General features: G+C 66.1%; 19 protein-coding genes. 13 read left to right on the top strand and 6 right to left on the bottom strand.

From position 1 onward, the window contains the following. The first annotated feature begins 29 nt into the window (after positions 1-29). Genes RVU70_RS08090 through RVU70_RS08110 form a run of 5 tightly spaced genes read left to right on the top strand, consistent with a single transcriptional unit; the run spans position 30 to position 5698 of the window. A complete protein-coding gene (locus RVU70_RS08090; protein WP_363351268.1) occupies positions 30-911 on the top strand; it encodes a nuclear transport factor 2 family protein in 882 nt (293 codons plus the stop codon). A gap of 10 nt (positions 912-921) precedes the next feature. Then, on the top strand, positions 922-1830 hold the full coding sequence (locus RVU70_RS08095) for a PhzF family phenazine biosynthesis protein (RefSeq protein ID WP_363350767.1): 909 nt from the start codon (positions 922-924) through the stop codon (positions 1828-1830). Next, positions 1827-2549, top strand: coding sequence for an NUDIX hydrolase (locus tag RVU70_RS08100; RefSeq protein WP_363350769.1), 723 nt, complete (start codon positions 1827-1829; stop codon positions 2547-2549). The genes RVU70_RS08095 and RVU70_RS08100 overlap by 4 nt, the downstream gene beginning before the upstream one ends. A gap of 33 nt (positions 2550-2582) precedes the next feature. Continuing rightward, the gene (gene aroB, locus RVU70_RS08105) at positions 2583-4394 is read left to right on the top strand and encodes a 3-dehydroquinate synthase (protein ID WP_363350771.1); all 1812 of its coding nucleotides are present in this window, start codon (positions 2583-2585) and stop codon (positions 4392-4394) included. A 5-nt stretch (positions 4395-4399) separates the two neighbouring features. Next, complete coding sequence (locus RVU70_RS08110; RefSeq protein WP_363350773.1) at positions 4400-5698, top strand: HlyC/CorC family transporter; 1299 nt, start codon at positions 4400-4402, stop codon at positions 5696-5698. A gap of 7 nt (positions 5699-5705) precedes the next feature. On the opposite strand, the gene RVU70_RS08115 is transcribed toward RVU70_RS08110, so the two are convergent. The 3 genes from RVU70_RS08115 to RVU70_RS08125 form a co-directional block, all read right to left on the bottom strand. Beyond that, positions 5706-7079 (bottom strand): HWE histidine kinase domain-containing protein, encoded by a 1374-nt coding sequence (locus tag RVU70_RS08115; protein ID WP_363350775.1) that lies wholly within the window; start codon positions 7077-7079, stop codon positions 5706-5708. Between the two features lie 138 nt (positions 7080-7217). Beyond that, positions 7218-7772 (bottom strand): sigma-70 family RNA polymerase sigma factor, encoded by a 555-nt coding sequence (locus RVU70_RS08120; protein WP_363350777.1) that lies wholly within the window; start codon positions 7770-7772, stop codon positions 7218-7220. Further along, positions 7769-8005: a NepR family anti-sigma factor gene (locus RVU70_RS08125; protein ID WP_363350779.1), complete on the bottom strand. Its 237-nt coding sequence runs from the start codon at positions 8003-8005 to the stop codon at positions 7769-7771. Before RVU70_RS08125 ends, RVU70_RS08120 begins: the two co-directional genes overlap by 4 nt. Before the next feature lie 184 nt (positions 8006-8189). Between RVU70_RS08125 and RVU70_RS08130 the strand changes: the two genes are divergently transcribed. The 4 genes from RVU70_RS08130 (at position 8190) to RVU70_RS08145 (ending at position 12332) form a co-directional block, all read left to right on the top strand. Then, a complete protein-coding gene (locus tag RVU70_RS08130) occupies positions 8190-8978 on the top strand; it encodes a response regulator (protein ID WP_363350781.1) in 789 nt (262 codons plus the stop codon). A gap of 111 nt (positions 8979-9089) precedes the next feature. Then, positions 9090-9626: a DNA starvation/stationary phase protection protein gene (locus RVU70_RS08135; RefSeq protein ID WP_363350783.1), complete on the top strand. Its 537-nt coding sequence runs from the start codon at positions 9090-9092 to the stop codon at positions 9624-9626. Positions 9627-9719: 93 nt separating this feature from the next. Further along, positions 9720-10505: a hypothetical protein gene (locus RVU70_RS08140; RefSeq protein ID WP_363350785.1), complete on the top strand. Its 786-nt coding sequence runs from the start codon at positions 9720-9722 to the stop codon at positions 10503-10505. A 96-nt stretch (positions 10506-10601) separates the two neighbouring features. Further along, positions 10602-12332 (top strand): adenylate/guanylate cyclase domain-containing protein, encoded by a 1731-nt coding sequence (locus RVU70_RS08145; protein WP_363350787.1) that lies wholly within the window; start codon positions 10602-10604, stop codon positions 12330-12332. A gap of 58 nt (positions 12333-12390) precedes the next feature. On the opposite strand, the gene RVU70_RS08150 is transcribed toward RVU70_RS08145, so the two are convergent. From RVU70_RS08150 to RVU70_RS08160, 3 genes are all read right to left on the bottom strand, one after another. Beyond that, entirely contained in the window at positions 12391-12600 is a 210-nt protein-coding gene (locus RVU70_RS08150) for a hypothetical protein (RefSeq protein ID WP_363350789.1), read from the bottom strand. Between the two features lie 167 nt (positions 12601-12767). After that, positions 12768-12923 carry a DUF3309 family protein gene (locus tag RVU70_RS08155; protein ID WP_363350791.1) on the bottom strand — a complete coding sequence of 52 codons (156 nt, stop codon included), beginning with the start codon at positions 12921-12923 and terminating at the stop codon, positions 12768-12770. An 83-nt stretch (positions 12924-13006) separates the two neighbouring features. After that, positions 13007-13222, bottom strand: a complete 216-nt coding sequence (locus RVU70_RS08160) for a hypothetical protein (RefSeq protein ID WP_363350793.1) — start codon at positions 13220-13222, stop codon at positions 13007-13009. Positions 13223-13330: 108 nt separating this feature from the next. Between RVU70_RS08160 and RVU70_RS08165 the strand changes: the two genes are divergently transcribed. The 4 genes from RVU70_RS08165 (at position 13331) to RVU70_RS08180 (ending at position 15738) form a co-directional block, all read left to right on the top strand. Beyond that, positions 13331-13837, top strand: a complete 507-nt coding sequence (locus RVU70_RS08165; RefSeq protein ID WP_363350795.1) for a hypothetical protein — start codon at positions 13331-13333, stop codon at positions 13835-13837. Between the two features lie 181 nt (positions 13838-14018). Then, a complete protein-coding gene (locus tag RVU70_RS08170; protein ID WP_363350797.1) occupies positions 14019-14150 on the top strand; it encodes a hypothetical protein in 132 nt (43 codons plus the stop codon). Between the two features lie 47 nt (positions 14151-14197). Next, the gene (locus RVU70_RS08175) at positions 14198-14884 is read left to right on the top strand and encodes a hypothetical protein (protein ID WP_363350799.1); all 687 of its coding nucleotides are present in this window, start codon (positions 14198-14200) and stop codon (positions 14882-14884) included. A 77-nt stretch (positions 14885-14961) separates the two neighbouring features. Then, positions 14962-15738, top strand: coding sequence for a DUF4339 domain-containing protein (locus tag RVU70_RS08180; RefSeq protein WP_363350801.1), 777 nt, complete (start codon positions 14962-14964; stop codon positions 15736-15738). The last annotated feature ends 42 nt before the right edge of the window (positions 15739-15780 follow it).

The following is a 15780-nucleotide window of genomic DNA, read 5'->3' on the forward strand; positions in this document are numbered from 1 at the left end:
GCGGCGCGTGAGGAGGGGGCAGAGTGGCGATGTATGACTTGGGCGGGCCGGCTGATCGTGCTGTCGAGAAGGAGACGCGCCGGCGCGTTCACGAGCTGATCCACGCGCGCATGTCGGGCGACGCCGAGGCGTTCCTGAAATTTTTTGTCGAGGATGTGGAGCTGCGGCATAACTGCGCCAAGGTCACGCCTTATCCCGCCGGCGCGTGGTCGGGGCGCGACGCGCTCCGGGAGGATATGAGGCGCGCGGACATCGAATTCGAGCCGCTCGACGCCGAGATTCTGGACGTGCTGGTCGAGGGCGACCGCACGGCCGTGCGCTGGCGGGGGAGCTGGCGTCGCCGCGGCTCGGGCGGGGTGCTTTGCAAGGATCTGGCGCATTTTCTGCGCTGGCGGAACGGCCGCGTCGCCGAGATGGACGAGTTCATCGACGATCATGCGCCCGAACGCGAGACGGGCGCGCGGTTGAGAAGCTTCGCGGAGATGCTCGAGCCCCCGCCGCCCTGTCTCAGCCGCGAGGAAATGGCGCGCCGCCTGATGGAGCTCGGCAATTTCTCGCGCGAGGGGCCGGACATCGATCTGTTTCGCGTCTATTGCGCCGCTGACGTCGTGTGCGAATTCGTCGGCGATCCGGCGACCATCTTCTACGCGGGTCGGCACGGCGGCGTCGACGCGCTGACGCGCATCATCGGCGCGATCAACGTCGACTTCGAGCAGGTGGGCGCGGCGACGCCGCGCATGATCGTCGACGGCCGGGCCGTCGCCGCGCGCCGCGCGGTGGAATGGCGTCATCGCGGCACGGGCCGGCGCGGCATCGTCGAACTCGCCGACTTCGTGCGCTTCGAGAATGGGCGGATCGTCGAACTGGTCGAATTTCGCGACAGCGTCGCCGTCCTGCAACTGCAGGGCTGACCGCAGGGACATGACCGGCCTCGCCTACCATCTCGTCGACGTCTTCACCGATCGCCGATTTAGCGGCAATCCGCTCGCGATCGTCGAGGGCGCCGACAGGCTGTCGGCGGAAGCGATGCGCGCCGTCGCGCGAGAGTTCAATTTAAGCGAGACGGTGTTCCTCTGCGAACCGCGCGACCCCGTCCACAGCGCCCGCCTGCGCATTTTCACGCCCGAGCGGGAGCTGCCCTTCGCGGGCCATCCGACGATCGGGACGGCTGCGCTGCTCGCCGAGACCCGCGCCGGCGACGCTCTGGCCCGCCATGGCGTCGTCGTCGCGCTGGAGGCCGACGTCGGCCTCTTGCGCTGCGAGGCCTTGCGCGGGCGCAGCGGCGTCGCTTACGCTGAATGCGCGCTGCCCATGACGCCCCGCCAGGCCGGGCCGGCCCCTACGGCGGCGGCGCTCGCCGCCGCTTTATCGCTCAAGCCCGCTGACATCGGCTTCGACGCCCATGTCCCGAGCGCCTTCGCGGCGGGGCCCGCCTTCGTCTTCGCGCCCATAGGCTCCCGCGCCGCGCTCGACCGCGCCCGCCGCGCGCCCGCCGCCTTTGCGGCCGCGCTCGGCGACGCCGCCGGGGTCTTCCTCTACACGCGGGAGACCGTCGATCCGGCCGCCGCCGTGCACGCGCGCATGCTGGCGCAGGGGCTCGGCTTCGAGGAAGACCCGGCGACGGGGTCGGCCGCCGCCGCCTTCGCCGCCGTGGCGCTCGCCTTCGAACGCCCCAGGGATGGCGAGCATGAAGTGTTCATCGAACAGGGCTACGCCATGGGGCGGCCCTCGCGCATCACCCTGCGCATGCGGGTTGAAAACGGCGCGTTGGCGGGCGTTGCGATCGGCGGCCAGGTCATGCGCGTCGGCGAGGGGAGGCTGCGTCTTTGACGGATGAGCCGAGCTTCCTGGCGATCGACCGCCTGGATTGCCGCCTGGTCTCGCACGACTGGGCCTTCGCCCGAGAGGCGGCGGAGCCGATTGCGCGTCACTGGGCCGCGCGATGCGCCGTCAACCCCACGCTCTATGACGGGCCGGTGCTGCTCGCTTGTCGCGTCGCCGTCGAGACCGAGGCGGGTTCGAGCGCGTTGAAACTCGACGCCTTCGAGACGCGCTTTTCGCATTTCCTCGCCTGGCGGGATTTCGGCTGGCCAGACGCCACCGTTCATAATTGCTTCGCCATGCCGGCGGTGCGCTCGAGCGACGGCGCCTATCTTCTGGGCGAAATGGGCCCGGGCCATTCCGCCGCGGGACAGCGTTACTTCCCCGCCGGCACCCCCGATCTCGACGACGTGCTCCCGGGCGGCGTCGTGGATCTGTCGGGGAGCCTCTGGCGCGAGCTTGCCGAGGAGACCGGCCTGCCCGCCGCCGAGGGGGTCGCCGCAGAGGGCTGGACGGTCATTTTCGATCGCCAGCGCGTCGCCTGCATCAAGCGCATCGACTGGCCGGAGCCGGCCGAAGCGCTCCGCGCCCGCGTCCGCGCTCATCTCGCCGCCGAGGCCGCGCCGGAGCTTTGCGACGCCCATCTTCTGGCGCCGGGGCGCCACGACGATCCCCGCCTGCCGACCTTCATGTCGGCCTTTCTCGCGCGCGCCGCCGAGACGGGCTGAATTTTCCGCGCGCTTTAGTGTAAATTGCCGTCCATGACACGACCGCAACCTCTTGGCCCGACGCCGGCGCCGACGCCCGGCGGCGCCGACGAGCGCATTGTCGCCGTTCGGGCGGCTCTGGCTGGCCGCGCCCTCGTCTTCGTCGGCATGATGGGCTCGGGCAAGAGCGCCATCGGCCAGCGCCTCGCCGCCCGCCTCGGCCTCCCCTTCGTCGACGCCGACGCCGAGATCGTCGCGGCGGCCGCGGGCATGACCATTCCCGAAATATTCGCCAAATATGGCGAGCGCTATTTCCGCGACGGCGAACGCCGCGTCATCATGCGCCTCCTCAACAGCGGCCAGATCGTGCTCGCCACCGGCGGCGGCGCCTTCATGGACCCCCGCACCCGCGAGCGGATCGGCGAGCGCGGCGTCTCGATCTGGCTCGACGCCGACTTGAAGACGTTGATGAAGCGCGTGCGTCGCAAGAACGACAGGCCGCTCCTGCATACGGACGATCCCGAGGAGACCTTGCGCCGCCTGCTCGAAACCCGCCGGCCGCTCTATGAACTCGCCGACATTCGCGTCGAATCGCACGACGAGCCGCAAGACGTCATGGTGGAGGCGACGCTCGACGCCTTGATCGCCGAATTGCCGCGTCTCAACGCCACGCGCCGCGCCGCCCACAAGAAGGATTTCGCCAAGGCCATGACCCACCTCAATCTCGAGCGCATTCAGGCGGACCAGGGCGCGACCCATCGCGAGAGCGTCCATGTCGCGCTCGGCGGGCGCTCGTACGACATTCTCATCGGCGCGGGCCTTCTGGAGGAGGCGGGCGATCATATTTCCACTGTCGCGCCGGGGGCCGCCTGCGCGATCGTGACGGACGAAAACGTCGCGCGGCTGCATTTGCCCACGCTGGAAAAAAGCCTGTCGAAAGCGGGCGTTCGCCATAAGACGATCATCGTCAAGCCCGGCGAGGGCTCGAAGTCGCTCGCAACCTTCGGACGCGTCTGCGACGAGGTCCTGGCGGCGAAGATCGAGCGGCGCGATCTCATTGTCGCCTTCGGGGGCGGCGTCGTCGGCGACCTTGCGGGCTTTGTCGCAGCGAGCGTCAGGCGTGGCTCGCGCTTCGTGCAGATCCCGACGACGCTGCTCTCGCAGGTCGATTCGTCGGTCGGCGGCAAGACGGGGATCAACTCCGTTCACGGCAAGAATCTCATCGGCGCCTTTCACCAGCCCGCGCTGGTGCTCGCCGACGTCGACGTGCTGCGCACCCTGCCGCTGCGCGAATTTCGCGCCGGATACGCCGAGGTCGTGAAATACGGACTGATCGGCGACAAGCGCTTCTTCGAATGGCTCGAGGCGGACGCCGAGGCGGTGTTCCACAGCCGCGCCGAGCAGATTTGCGCCGTCGCGGTGAGCTGCGAGACCAAGGCCGCCATCGTCGGACGCGACGAGACGGAGCAGGGCGACCGCGCGCTGCTCAATCTCGGCCACACATTTGGCCACGCCTTCGAGCTTCTCGCGGGCTATGACAGCGAGCGCCTCGTGCATGGCGAGGGCGTCGCCATCGGCATGGCCTGCGCCGCACGTTTTTCGGCGCGTCTCGGGCTGTGCGCGCCGCAGGACGCCGAGCGCGTCGCGCGCCATCTCGCAAGCGTCGGCCTGCCGACGGAGATTCGCCAGATTCCCGGCTGGCGCGACGACGCGCAGGCCGTTCTCGCCGCCATGTATCAGGACAAGAAAGTCGAGGGCGGCGCGCTGACCTTCATCCTGATGCGCGGTGTCGGCGAGGCGTTCATCGCCAAATCCGTCGAGCCCGCAGAGGCTCTGGGCTTTCTGAAAGACGAACTCGCGCGGTAACGAACATGCATGGGCTTGGAACCGGCGGCGCGGCGTTCGAGTGGTCCGATGTGCTGATCGTCATTCTCTGCGTTTTGCTCTCCGCCTTTTTTTCGGGGTCGGAGACGGCGCTGACGGCCGCCTCCCATGCCCGGATGCATACGCTGGAGAAGGAGGGCGACCGGCGGGCCGGCGCCGTCAACCGCCTGCTGCGCCAACGAAACCGCATGATCGCCGCGCTGCTGCTCGGCAGCACCCTCGTCAATATCGGCGGCTCCGCCTTCACGACGAGCGTGCTCACCGCCATCGCAGGGGAGAATGGCGCGGTCTACGCCACGATCCTGATGACCGTGCTGCTGCTCGTTTTCGCCGAAGTGCTGCCAAAGACCCTCGCGATCAACTACCCCGACGCGATGTCGCTCAAGGTCGTGCGCTTCATCACGCCCTTCGTCTCGATCTTCGGGCCGCTGCTCGCGGCGGTCGAATGGATCGTGCGCTGGGTCTTGAGCCTTGCGGGCGTCGAGCTCGGCCACGGCCGCACCATGCTCTCCCCCTATGAAGAGCTCAAGGGCGCGGTCGACATTCTGCACGAAGAGGGCAATGTCGAGCGGGCGGCGCGCGACATGTTCGGCGGCGTGCTCGACCTGCAGGTCCTGCATGTCGCGGACGTGATGATTCACCGCACCAAGATGCGCACGATCGACGCCGATCTGCCGCCCGTTCAAATCGTGCGGGAAGTCTTATCCTCGCCCTTCACCCGCATGCCTTTGTGGCGCGAGCGGCCGGATAATTTCGTCGGCGTGCTGCATTCGAAGGATCTGCTGCGCGCCCTCGACGCCGCGGGCGGCGACGCCTCCAAGATCAAGATCGACGAGGTGATGTTCGCCCCCTGGTTCGTGCCCGAGGCGACGACGCTCGAGGACCAGCTCGAGGCCTTCCTCAAGCGCAAGACGCATTTTGCGCTCGTCGTCGACGAATATGGCGAGGTGATGGGCCTCGTCACGCTCGAGGACATTCTCGAGGAGATCGTCGGCGACATCCGTGACGAGCACGATCTCGCGGTGCAGGGCGTGCGCCCGCAGCCGGACGGCTCGGTGCTCGTTGACGGCGCGGTGCCGGTAAGGGACCTCAACCGCGTCATGGCCTGGAGCCTGCCGGACGAGGAGGCGACGACCATCGCCGGCCTCGTCATCCACGAAGCCGGCGCCATTCCGGACGCGGGACAGGTGTTCACCTTCCACGGCTTCCGCTTCGAAGTGATGCGCAAGATCAGAAACCGCGTCACCGCGCTGCGCGTGACCCCGCATGAGCCTGGCGACGACTGAACCCCGCTCAGATTTCCGCTGTGAGGGTCGCGCGCAGGCCGTCGGACTCGTAGGCGAAGTCAATGTCGCCGCCAAACTGGCGCGCCAGCACCGACTTCATGAGATACTGTCCGACGCCCGTGCGCTGAGGCTCGGAGACGGGGGGGCCGCCACGCTCCTTCCACTCGACCCGGAGCCGGCGCCCTTCGCTGTCCGCGACGCGCCAGTCGACGGAAATTCGTCCGGCCTCGGCGGAGAGCGCGCCGTGGCGTTCGGCGTTGGACAGAAGCTCGTGCAGGGCCATGCCCAGCGCCAGCGCGACCTCGGAACGCAGCTCCACGTCGTCGCCCGAGAGCGCGACGCGGTCGCGCAGACCGGGGCTGTCGGCGGCGAGCGCCGTCGTCACCAATTCGCGCATCGGCGTCTCGGTCCAGGATTTCTTGACGAGCAGCGTGGAGAGGCGGCTCAGGCACTGGATACGGTCTGAAAAACTGTTCCGGAAACAGGAGAAGTCGGTCGCCGTGCGCGCGGTGATGTTGGCGATGCCCTGGATCATCGCCAGCGAATTGTTCACGCGGTGGTGCAACTCCATGTTCATGCTGCGCCGATGCTCCTCGGCGCTCTTGATCTCGTCGATGTCGGTGACGGCGATGATCGCGGCGATGATGGCGCCGCGTTCGTTGCGGATCGGCGATCCGACAATGTTGATCCAGCCCCAGCTGCCGTCGCCGCGCTGATGACGGCACTCGAGGACGGGCTTTTCCTCGCCGGCGAGGGCGCGGGCGAGCGGATATTCATCCGGCGTGACCGGCTCGCCGTTTTCATGCACGGCGACCCAATGCCGATATTGGCCGACGGTTTCAGAATAGATGACCGGGCCGCGGCGGATCGCCTCGAGCGCCTTGTTGCCTTCCAGAATGCGGCCGCTCGGCGCTTCCGCCAAAAGGACGCCCACCGGAAGCGCGTCGATGATCGCCCGCAGCTGGTTGTTGAATCCGTTCGCGCCGCCGCCGCGGATGACCTCTGCGTTGAGCTGCGTCAGCAGCGCGCGCTTGCGGCGCAACCGCTGCTCGAACTCGTCGAGCGTGCGGGCGATGTCGTCGACGTCGGCGACTCCCGTCGCGACCCAGCCTGGCTGGGCGCCCGCCTTCAGGCGGTGCGCCATCTCCGCAAGCCTGTGCGTGGCGGCGGCGGTACGGCGGCGATCCTGGTCGAGGCGAAAAAGCGCATAGACGGAGCCGGCGAAGACGATCGCCAGCCCGAGCGCCGCCGCGTCGGAGAACCAAGAATCTGCGGAAACTGACGAAAGTTGCGCCGCGAGCGCCGCTCGCGCGCCAAAAACGAAAAATGCGTCCAGCAAAACGGCGACGCCAGAAATTCGCCGCAGGACCTGTGTGTCCACTCACTTCCTCCGCGCGCGCGACAGACGCCAGGATCGCCGCCGCCACGAATCCCAGGGGCTAAATCTTAGGCTGAAACCAGCCACGCCTTCGCCAAGTTCCACAGCAAGGCGAAAGTGGGAGAATTTTTTTTAACGGCTCTAAAGCGCCTTGGTGCTCTTGCGAGCGGCAAGGCCCGTCATCGTCGGATCGTAGTCGATCTCATGCACGCCCTTGAGCCCCAGATGTTCGGCGAGCTTGGCCCGGGCGCGGTTCAGTCGGCTTTTCACCGTGCCCACGGCGATGTTGCAGACCTGCGCCGCCTCCTCGTAGGACAATTCGGTGATGCCGATCATCAGCAAGATTTCCCGGTGCTCGGGCGCCAGTTTATTGAGCGCCTTCTGGACGTCCTGCATCGTGACGTTGGATTCCTGCCCCCCCTTCACCGGGATCTGCTCGGCGAGGACATTGTCGCTGTCCTGCACCTCGCGCGACCGCTTGCGATATTGAGAGAAATAGGTGTTGCGCAGGATGGTGACCAGCCAGGCGCGAAAATTCGTGCCGGGCTCGAAGCTGTCGGCGTGCGACCACGCCTTCACGAGCGTATCTTGGACGAGGTCGTCGGCCACGCTATATGACCCCGAAAGAGAGATGGCGAAGGCGCGCAGGTAGGGAATCTGCGCCACCATCTGCTCTCCGAATGCAGCGTCAGTCATTTCTTCTCACGCTGTTTGGCTTCGAGCTGGGCGAGCAGCACGACGAATTTGTCCGGGATTGGCTGTTGAATGAGGTCGTCGCAGAATGAGCGCAGAACCCGCCCCAACTGCTCCTGAATGTGGGGCTCCAGAAAGGCCACATCGACGCCGTCGACTTGATCGTCGCCATGCGCGTCGCCCGCTTCCCGCGGCGGTGAAACCTTTCTTTCTTCCTGCTCGTTTTCCTGCGTCATCTACAGCCCCAAGAACGCGCGCCTTATTTGACGGTGTCCTAGCTAAGCGCCCTCGCTCCAGGCGCCTAAATAGGCAACACCGGGAAGGCTGGATCGTTCCAGTTCGAAAAAGTGGATTTCTAACCCGGCGCGGCGTATTGCTCAACCGCGCCAGCAGACTCTCACAAGATCGCAGGGTGCCGTCATGAATATCTCCCGAGAGATCGCTCCGCATCTCCCCTATCTTCGCCGTTTCGCGCGCGCGCTCTGCGGTTCGCAGAAGAGCGGCGACGCTTATGTCGTCGCGACGCTCGAGGCGCTCATCGCGGATATCGACGCCTTCCCGCCGAATATGTCGGCCAAGGTCGGCCTCTACCATCTTTTCATGCGCTGCTGGTCGTCCATCACGCTCAATGTCGAGGATAGGCCCGACGACGAGGTGACGCCCGCCGAGCGGAATGTGAGCCTGCTGACGCCGCGCTCTCGACAGGCGTTCTTGCTGCGCACCGTCGAAGGCTTTTCAATCGAGGACGTCGCCGACATTCTCTCCGTCACCCCGCAGGAGGTGGAGACTCTGATCGCGCAGGCGGGACGCGAGATCGCCGAGCGCGTCGCGACCGACGTGCTCATCATCGAGGACGAAGCGCTCATTGCCCAGGACATCGAATTCATCGCCCGCGATCTCGGCCACAACGTCATCGGCGTCGCCCGCACCCACAGGGAGGCGGTGGACCTCGCCCGCGGCCATCGTCCAGGCCTCATCCTCGCCGACATTCAACTCGCGGACGGCAGTTCGGGCCTCAATGCGGTCAATGAGATGCTCGAGACCTTCGACTGCCCGGTCATCTTCATCACGGCCTTCCCCGAGCGGCTGCTCACCGGAGAGCGGCCCGAGCCGGCCTTTCTCATCAGCAAGCCTTACAAGGTCGATACGGTGAAGGCGACGATCAGCCAGGCGCTGTTTTTCGAACGCAAGGCGACGCGCGTCGCCTGAAATGAGCGGCCGAACGCGGGCCGGCGGCGTTGACGCTTTTTTGGGCTGGAACATCGTCGGCGAGCGCGCGTTCTCCCGTAACGCTGGAGGCAAGCCCCGAGGAGGCGCGAGATGCCCTTGAATGTCTCAGAGAGCAGCGACACCGAACGCGTGTCGCTCAATACGCCGAGCGATCTGTCCGAGGAAGCGACGGCCGTGGTCGCGGAACGGATCAACCGGCTGGTCGCCGACGCCTACGTGCTTTACGTCAAGACAAAGAATTTCCACTGGCACGTGAGCGGGCCGAATTTCCGGGACTTCCACGAGATGCTCGACGAGCAGAGCGAGCAGATCCTGGAGTCGATCGATCCCCTCGCCGAGCGGGTGCGCAAGCTCGGCCAGCCGACGCTGCGCTCGCTCAATCAGATCCTGCAGCTGGCGTCGCTCAGCGAAAACGAGAAAGACTTCGTCTCGCCTTATGAGATGCTGGTCGAGCTGATGAACGACAACATCGCCATCGCCAAGTCGATGCGCGAGGCGCACGGGATCTGCGACGATTGGGACGATATCGCAACAGCGAGCCTGATCGAGCAATATCTCGACGAAACCGAAAAGCGCACCTGGTTCCTCTTCGAGGCGGCGCGCGCCGCCGACGCTGGCGGGCACTGAGGCCGACTTGCGGAGGCCTTGCAAAGCCGCATAAGTTTCCGCCGAGTCGCTTTGTCGCCCTCGTGGCGGCGAAGCGGCGCCGGAAAGGAAAAAATGGCGGAACCCGAAAACCTTCTGGGCACTGTTACGTCTCATTATGCGGCCGCGCGCGGGTTCTTGTCGCGCCTGTCGTCCTTCGTCGCGCGCGTCACCTTCAAGATCCCGAAGGGCGCGACGCCCGGCGAGACGATCGACGAACTGGGGCGGCGATGGACGCTCGACGAAGAGGAGCGGCTGACGCTGCATATCCTCGTGCGCGACAAGCCGGGCGTCGCCTTCTTCGATGAAAAGATCCAAAGCATCAACCGCGCGGCGTTTCACCGTTCCGCCTTCGCGCTCAATGCGGCGACGCAGCTCCTCTTCGTGGACGTGGCCGCACAGCTCTATGTGTCTCTGCCGCAGCTCAAGCTCGGCCTTTTCGCGGCCAATGCGCTGCTTGCGCTCGTCGCCCATTTCGAGATCAAGCAGCTTTTGCGCGCGCTGATCGCCGGGCCCAACGCCTTGCCGCCCAAGCGGCGCTTCTTCGGGCTCTTCCCCAATCCCGAATATAACCGGGCGGTCAAAAAGAACTCGCGCCACTATGCGCGCAGCGCCTGGAAGGAGAAATCGCTTTATCGGCCCGCCTATTTTCTCAACGCCGCATCCATCTTCATTGGCGCTCAGTTCATCGTGCCGCCGGAGCGCATCATTTTTCCCTTCGGTTTCCTCATCGCCAAGACCACAGGCCTGTTCACGACGCTCGTGATGATCTTCGACGTTTGGCGCGGGTTTCGCGCGGGCGAGGACGCGCGGCTGGCGCGCGAGCGGGAAATCGCCGTCTACCGCGACCTCGATATTTGACCTCGCTGAAACGCGGCGCCGTCCGTTTATTTTCGGCTGGGTTCCCTCGAGCGTTCAGCTTGGTTTAAGTTGGCCGCCTCGAAAAACGGGGGCCACATGTTCACAAATTCCATCAGACGAAAAATCATGGGCATCGCCCTGGCGTTGATCGTGCTGATGGCGCTGACCTCGGTCCTGTCTCTCGTCATGGTGCGCCGCGTCGGCGACCGCTTCGATGAGCTCACGGCGGTCCATGTCCCGGCTTATGGCAGTCTGGCGCGGGCGCATATCAGATCGCTGGAGCGGGCGCTGGCGCTGCGTCGCTTAGTCATCGAAACGCTGGCGCCCACGCTGGACGCGACCAATTTCGAGGAGACGAAGAAGACCTTCCTCGCCAAGGGACTCGAGGTCGAGCGCGAGGTCGCTGCGGCCCGCGCGTCAATGGCGGCTCTGATCGGCGAGGGCGGCAGCTTCGAGGATCAAAAGGCCTTCGTGCGGCTCGACAGCCGCCTCGAGGCGCTGATGACTGGGCCGCGTCGCTTTCTCAACGAGGAAATCGCCCGGCTCCTCGCCGCGATAGAGGCCAAAGACCAGCGCGCCGTCGCCGACGGCCTCGTGCGCGTCGATCATCTGCGCGACGAAGTGAACGCTCAGTTCGAGGCCATTCGCGCCGAGATGCTCGTGCTTCTGCGCGCCGACGGCAGGGCGACGCTGGAGACGCAGCAGCACGTCATGTGGGTCGCGGCCGTCGTCACCCTGCTCGCGGCGGCGCTCGGCGTTGTCTTCTCGACGCTGGTGAGCGACGGCGTCACGGGCCCGGTGCGGCGTCTGCTGGAAGGCGCGCGCGCGGTCGAAGCCGGGCGGCTCGACCACGAGGTGGCGGTCACGACCCATGACGAGATCGGCCACCTTACCCATGCCTTCAACCAGATGGTCGAGCAGCTGCGCCAGAAGGCGCGCATTCTCGACACTTTCGGCCATTACGTCGATCCGCGCGTGGTGCAGGGGCTGATCGACAGGTCTGCGCTCGGCGCCGACGGCCAGCGCCGCGTCATGACCGTGCTGTTCTGCGACGTCGCGGGCTTCACCGGCACGAGCGAACGCATGACGCCGCAGGGCCTCGTCAAAATTCTAAACAGCTATTTTTCGACGATGTCGGCGCCGATCCGCGAGAACGACGGCGTCATCGACAAATATATCGGCGACGCGATCATGGCCTATTGGGGCCCGCCCTTCCATGCGGATGGCGACCAGACGCAGCTCGCCTGCGTCGCCGCCGCCGCGATGCTCGAGCGGCTCGAAAGCCTGCGGGCGAGCTTTCCGGAGCTCCTCGGCATGCGCAGCGCCCCCATCTCCTTCGACATACGCATCGGCGTCGCGACGGGGGAGGCGCTCGTCGGCAGCATCGGCTCCGAGCACATGATGAATTACACCGTCGTCGGCGACACGGTGAATTTCGCGTCGCGTCTGGAAGGCGCCTGCAAACATTATGGCGTGCGCGCGCTCGTCTGCGAGAGAACGGCGCGCGCGGCCGACGCCGTCGTCGAAACGCGGGAGATCGACCTCGTCGCCCTGGCCGGTCAGGAGAAGCCGGAACGCATCTTCGAAATCATGGGACGCAAGGGCGCTCTCTCGGCGGAGCAATCGGCGCTGCGGACGCGCTTTGCCGAGGGGCTCGTCGCCTATCGCGCCGGAGACTGGGACGCGGCGCGCTCCGCCTTTACAGCCGGTCTTTGCGCCGCGCCAGCAGACGGCCCGTCGCATCTCTTTCTGCGCAGGCTCGAGCAGATGTCGGCGGCGGCGCCCGCAGACGCCTGGGACGGCGCCTGGCGCCTCGATGAGAAATAGGCTGCACAGTTTGCTGGCGAAACGCCGCGCGGCGCGCCGCCGCGCCTGTCGTCCTGGATCACGCGTCGATCCGCGCGAAACGCGCCCGCCGCTCCAGATTGATCGGCCGCAGAGCGCGACGCGCGTCGCCCCAGGCCGTCCGGTCGCCGTCGCCGAAGGGCGGAAGGGCAAGAGGTTGCAACGTCTTCTTGGGTCTGGAGGGATTGGCGCTGAGGCGCATGATCGACGTGCGCGTGATGGAGTCGGCCGTCCTGGGCTTGTCGAGCATTGCGTCGTCCTCCTCCCGGCGCAACGTCGCGCCGCACGACAACCTTGCTTATCTCGTGCCAGATTGCGCAGCCGTTTTCGGCCGATAGCCGCGCAGGCGAAACGCGCCGGCGACAAACGGCCGCATGGCTGCCTGCGCCTGTCGCGTAATCCCGAGCTGACCGCAGGCTACAGGCGGCCGAGCAGCGCGAGGACGAGAACGATGGCGAGAACCGCGCCCACGACGCCGCCGGGGCCATAGCCCCACTCGGCGCTATAAGGCCAGGTCGGCAGTGAGCCGATGAGCAGCAGGATCAGCAGAACAACCAGAACCGTCGAGAGCATGGGCGTTTCTCCTAAAGCGGGCGGCCGCCGACCGGCGCAGCCCCCGCGCACGTCCGGCGTCCCTTGAACGCACGCGGCGCCTGTCAGCAGGTCCACACCCACTGCGCCCGCGGATAGTCGAATTGCCAGCAAATTCCCGGGGTGGCGTAGCCATAGACGCCGCTCCAGTCGCGGCGCATGTGCCGCCAATGCCCGCCGTAGCGCTGAACGTTGCCGAGCTGCCTTTCGCTTTCGTCCGCCTGGACCGGCGCGGCGAGAAGGAAAGGCGCGACGGCGGCGATGATCATGATCTTGTGCATGACGGCCTCCTTCGAGGCGAGGCGGTGCGCCTTCCTCGGTCACGGAGCTGGCCTTTCCGAGCCAACCATGGCGATCTATCTGGAGGAGGCGCACAGCGGAGCAAGGCCATGTCGAGCAAGTCAGATTTTAGCCCGTCCGAATGGAAGAAGCTGGTCCAGTCGCCCTTGCTCGCGGGCTATGCGGTGAGCGCCGCCGATCCGAGCGGCTTCATCGGCTTGCTGCAGGAGGCCTTCGCGGCCGCGCGCATGCTCGCTGAGGCGCGCGCCGGGGCGGGCGACGCGCTGATCAAGAGCGTGGCCGAAGAGCTGCTCACGTCGAGCGGCCGCGCCGATGCGCGGGAAGGCGTGCGCACGATCGTTCAGGGCGCCGGTCTCGACGAGATCAAGCCTCGTGCGCTCGACGCCCTTCATCAAGTCGCCGCCGTCCTCGACGCGAAGGCCGGCGAGCATGCCGCCCCGTTCAAGTCATGGCTTCTCGACATCGCCCGCAAGGTCGCCGAAGCCGGACTCGAAGACACGTTTCTGGGCTTCGGCGGCATACGCATGAGCGAGACGGAAAAGGCGACGCTCGCGGAAATCACTCAGACGCTCGGTCTGGACGCGCCCGCCGCCTGACGCGATCGGGCTGGCGAGCGCCGCGGCGGCTTTGACCGCATGGCGCCGCTTGCAATCACTCCGGGGAAAAACAGTTGTACTTGCGTGCGCCGCCGCGCGCAGTCGCTGTGAGACGTGCGCCCGCTCACATCGGGGGCGCGCCCGACTCGTTAATAAGAGGTTAACGAGAAGGAGAGAGCAGATGAAAGCGATCCTCGCCACGGGCCTTTTTGGAGCTGTCGCCATTGCGGTGATGACGGAGGTGATGAACGTCGTCGTGACCTTCACGGCCCTGCAGCATGCGGCCTCCTATAATTCCTGGATGTCGATGTGACCCTTTGAGGTTAAAGTCGCGCCCGGAAGCCATGGGGCGGGAGCGCGATGAGCTCAAGATCGTTTTTTTCAGTCATAACGATATCGACGCTTGTGTTCGTTTCCGCCGCGACGGCGCAGCCTCAGTCCTGGCCGGACAGCTTTCTGTCGCGCGTCGAAATTCTTGCGCTGATCCAGACGCTGAACGCTGAGCTTTTGACGGCGCGCAGCGCAACCGCAACCCTCGAAAGCTGGTGCGCGGCTCACAAAATGGCGCCCGAGCCGAAGATTGTGGCGCGGCGGGTCGCCGGTCCCGAAGTGTCTGCAAGCGCGGAAATTCGCCAGCGCCTGCGCTTGGAGGCCGGCGAGCCGGTCAAATATCGGCGCGTCGCGCTGATGTGCGGCGACCATGTGCTTTCCGAGGCCGAGAACTGGTATGCGCCCGGCCGGCTCACCGAGGACATGAACCGAACGCTGGAGACGACCGAGACGCCCTTCGGAAAGGCGGTGGCGGCTCTCCAGCCCTTCCGGCGCACGATCGAAGCGACGACGCGCTGGTCGCCCTTGCCCGCAGGGTGGGAGCTCGCGGCCCCGGCGGCGCCCACCCGGATGTCGGGCGCGCTCGCCCTCCCGCATGAGCTCTTCGAGCACAAGGCGGTGCTCTACACGGCCGAGCAGAAGCCGTTTTCCGAAGTGCATGAGCACTACACGAATGAAATTCTCAACTTTGCCGTCGCGCCAGCGGGCGGGGGCTAGTCGAACGTCGCCTGGCGCGTACGGAGCCCGAGCTGTGCTATCTTGTGCAGACGACGATTTAACACGATGGGTCGCCCATGACGGACCAATGGTTTTACGCGGAGGCCGGCGAAACGGTCGGGCCGGTGTCGGCGGAAGCGCTGGCGCGGCGGATTGCCCTGGCCCAGGACGAGCCCCATTTCGTCTGGGCGCCCGGCATGCCGGAATGGGTCGACGGCCGCAGCTTGCCGCAATTCGCGCCCGATCCCGCCCCGCCTGCCGCCGCCTTGCTCGCGCGCTCCAGCGCCGCGCGCGCGGGCGCCGACGCCCCCTCTACGACCGCCCCTGGCTCCAGAAAACGAAAGCTCATGCAGCGCGCGCGGCATGAGCTCGTCGCCTATATCTCCGTGTCGACCTATCTGATGGTCTGGTTTTTTGCGCTGTTGTTCTACAAATCGGCGGTCCTGCGCACGGTTGGCGTTGAATTCGCGCCGGTTGGGGTCGCCGTCGTCAAGGCGCTGATTCTCGGCAAGTTCATCTTGGTTCTCGAGGCCGTGAAACTCGGGGAGAAGCAAGGAAGCCACGCGATCCTGCTGACCCAGATCGTGAGCAAGGCGCTCATCTTTACGGTCGCGTTGGTGATCTTGAGCATTGTCGAGGAGATCGTCGTCGGCCATTTTCACGGGCGCGGCGTTCATGAGGCTATGAGCGAGATCGCCGGCGGCTCGCTCTGGCAGCTCTTCGCCAGCGGCCTGCTGCTTTTTCTGGTGCTGCTTCCCTATCTCGCCTTCCGCCGGATGGCGCAGGAAATCGGCGAACTGCCCGAGATCCTGTTCACGCGCCGCAGCCTGGAGAAGGGCTCGCAAGAGGCGTAGCCTTCTTGCAAGGGAGACCGCGACGACCGCCCGGCGAACGCC

Origin of the sequence: Methylocystis echinoides, from assembly GCF_040687965.1 — a bacterium.
Lineage (GTDB): Bacteria > Pseudomonadota > Alphaproteobacteria > Rhizobiales > Beijerinckiaceae > Methylocystis > Methylocystis echinoides_A.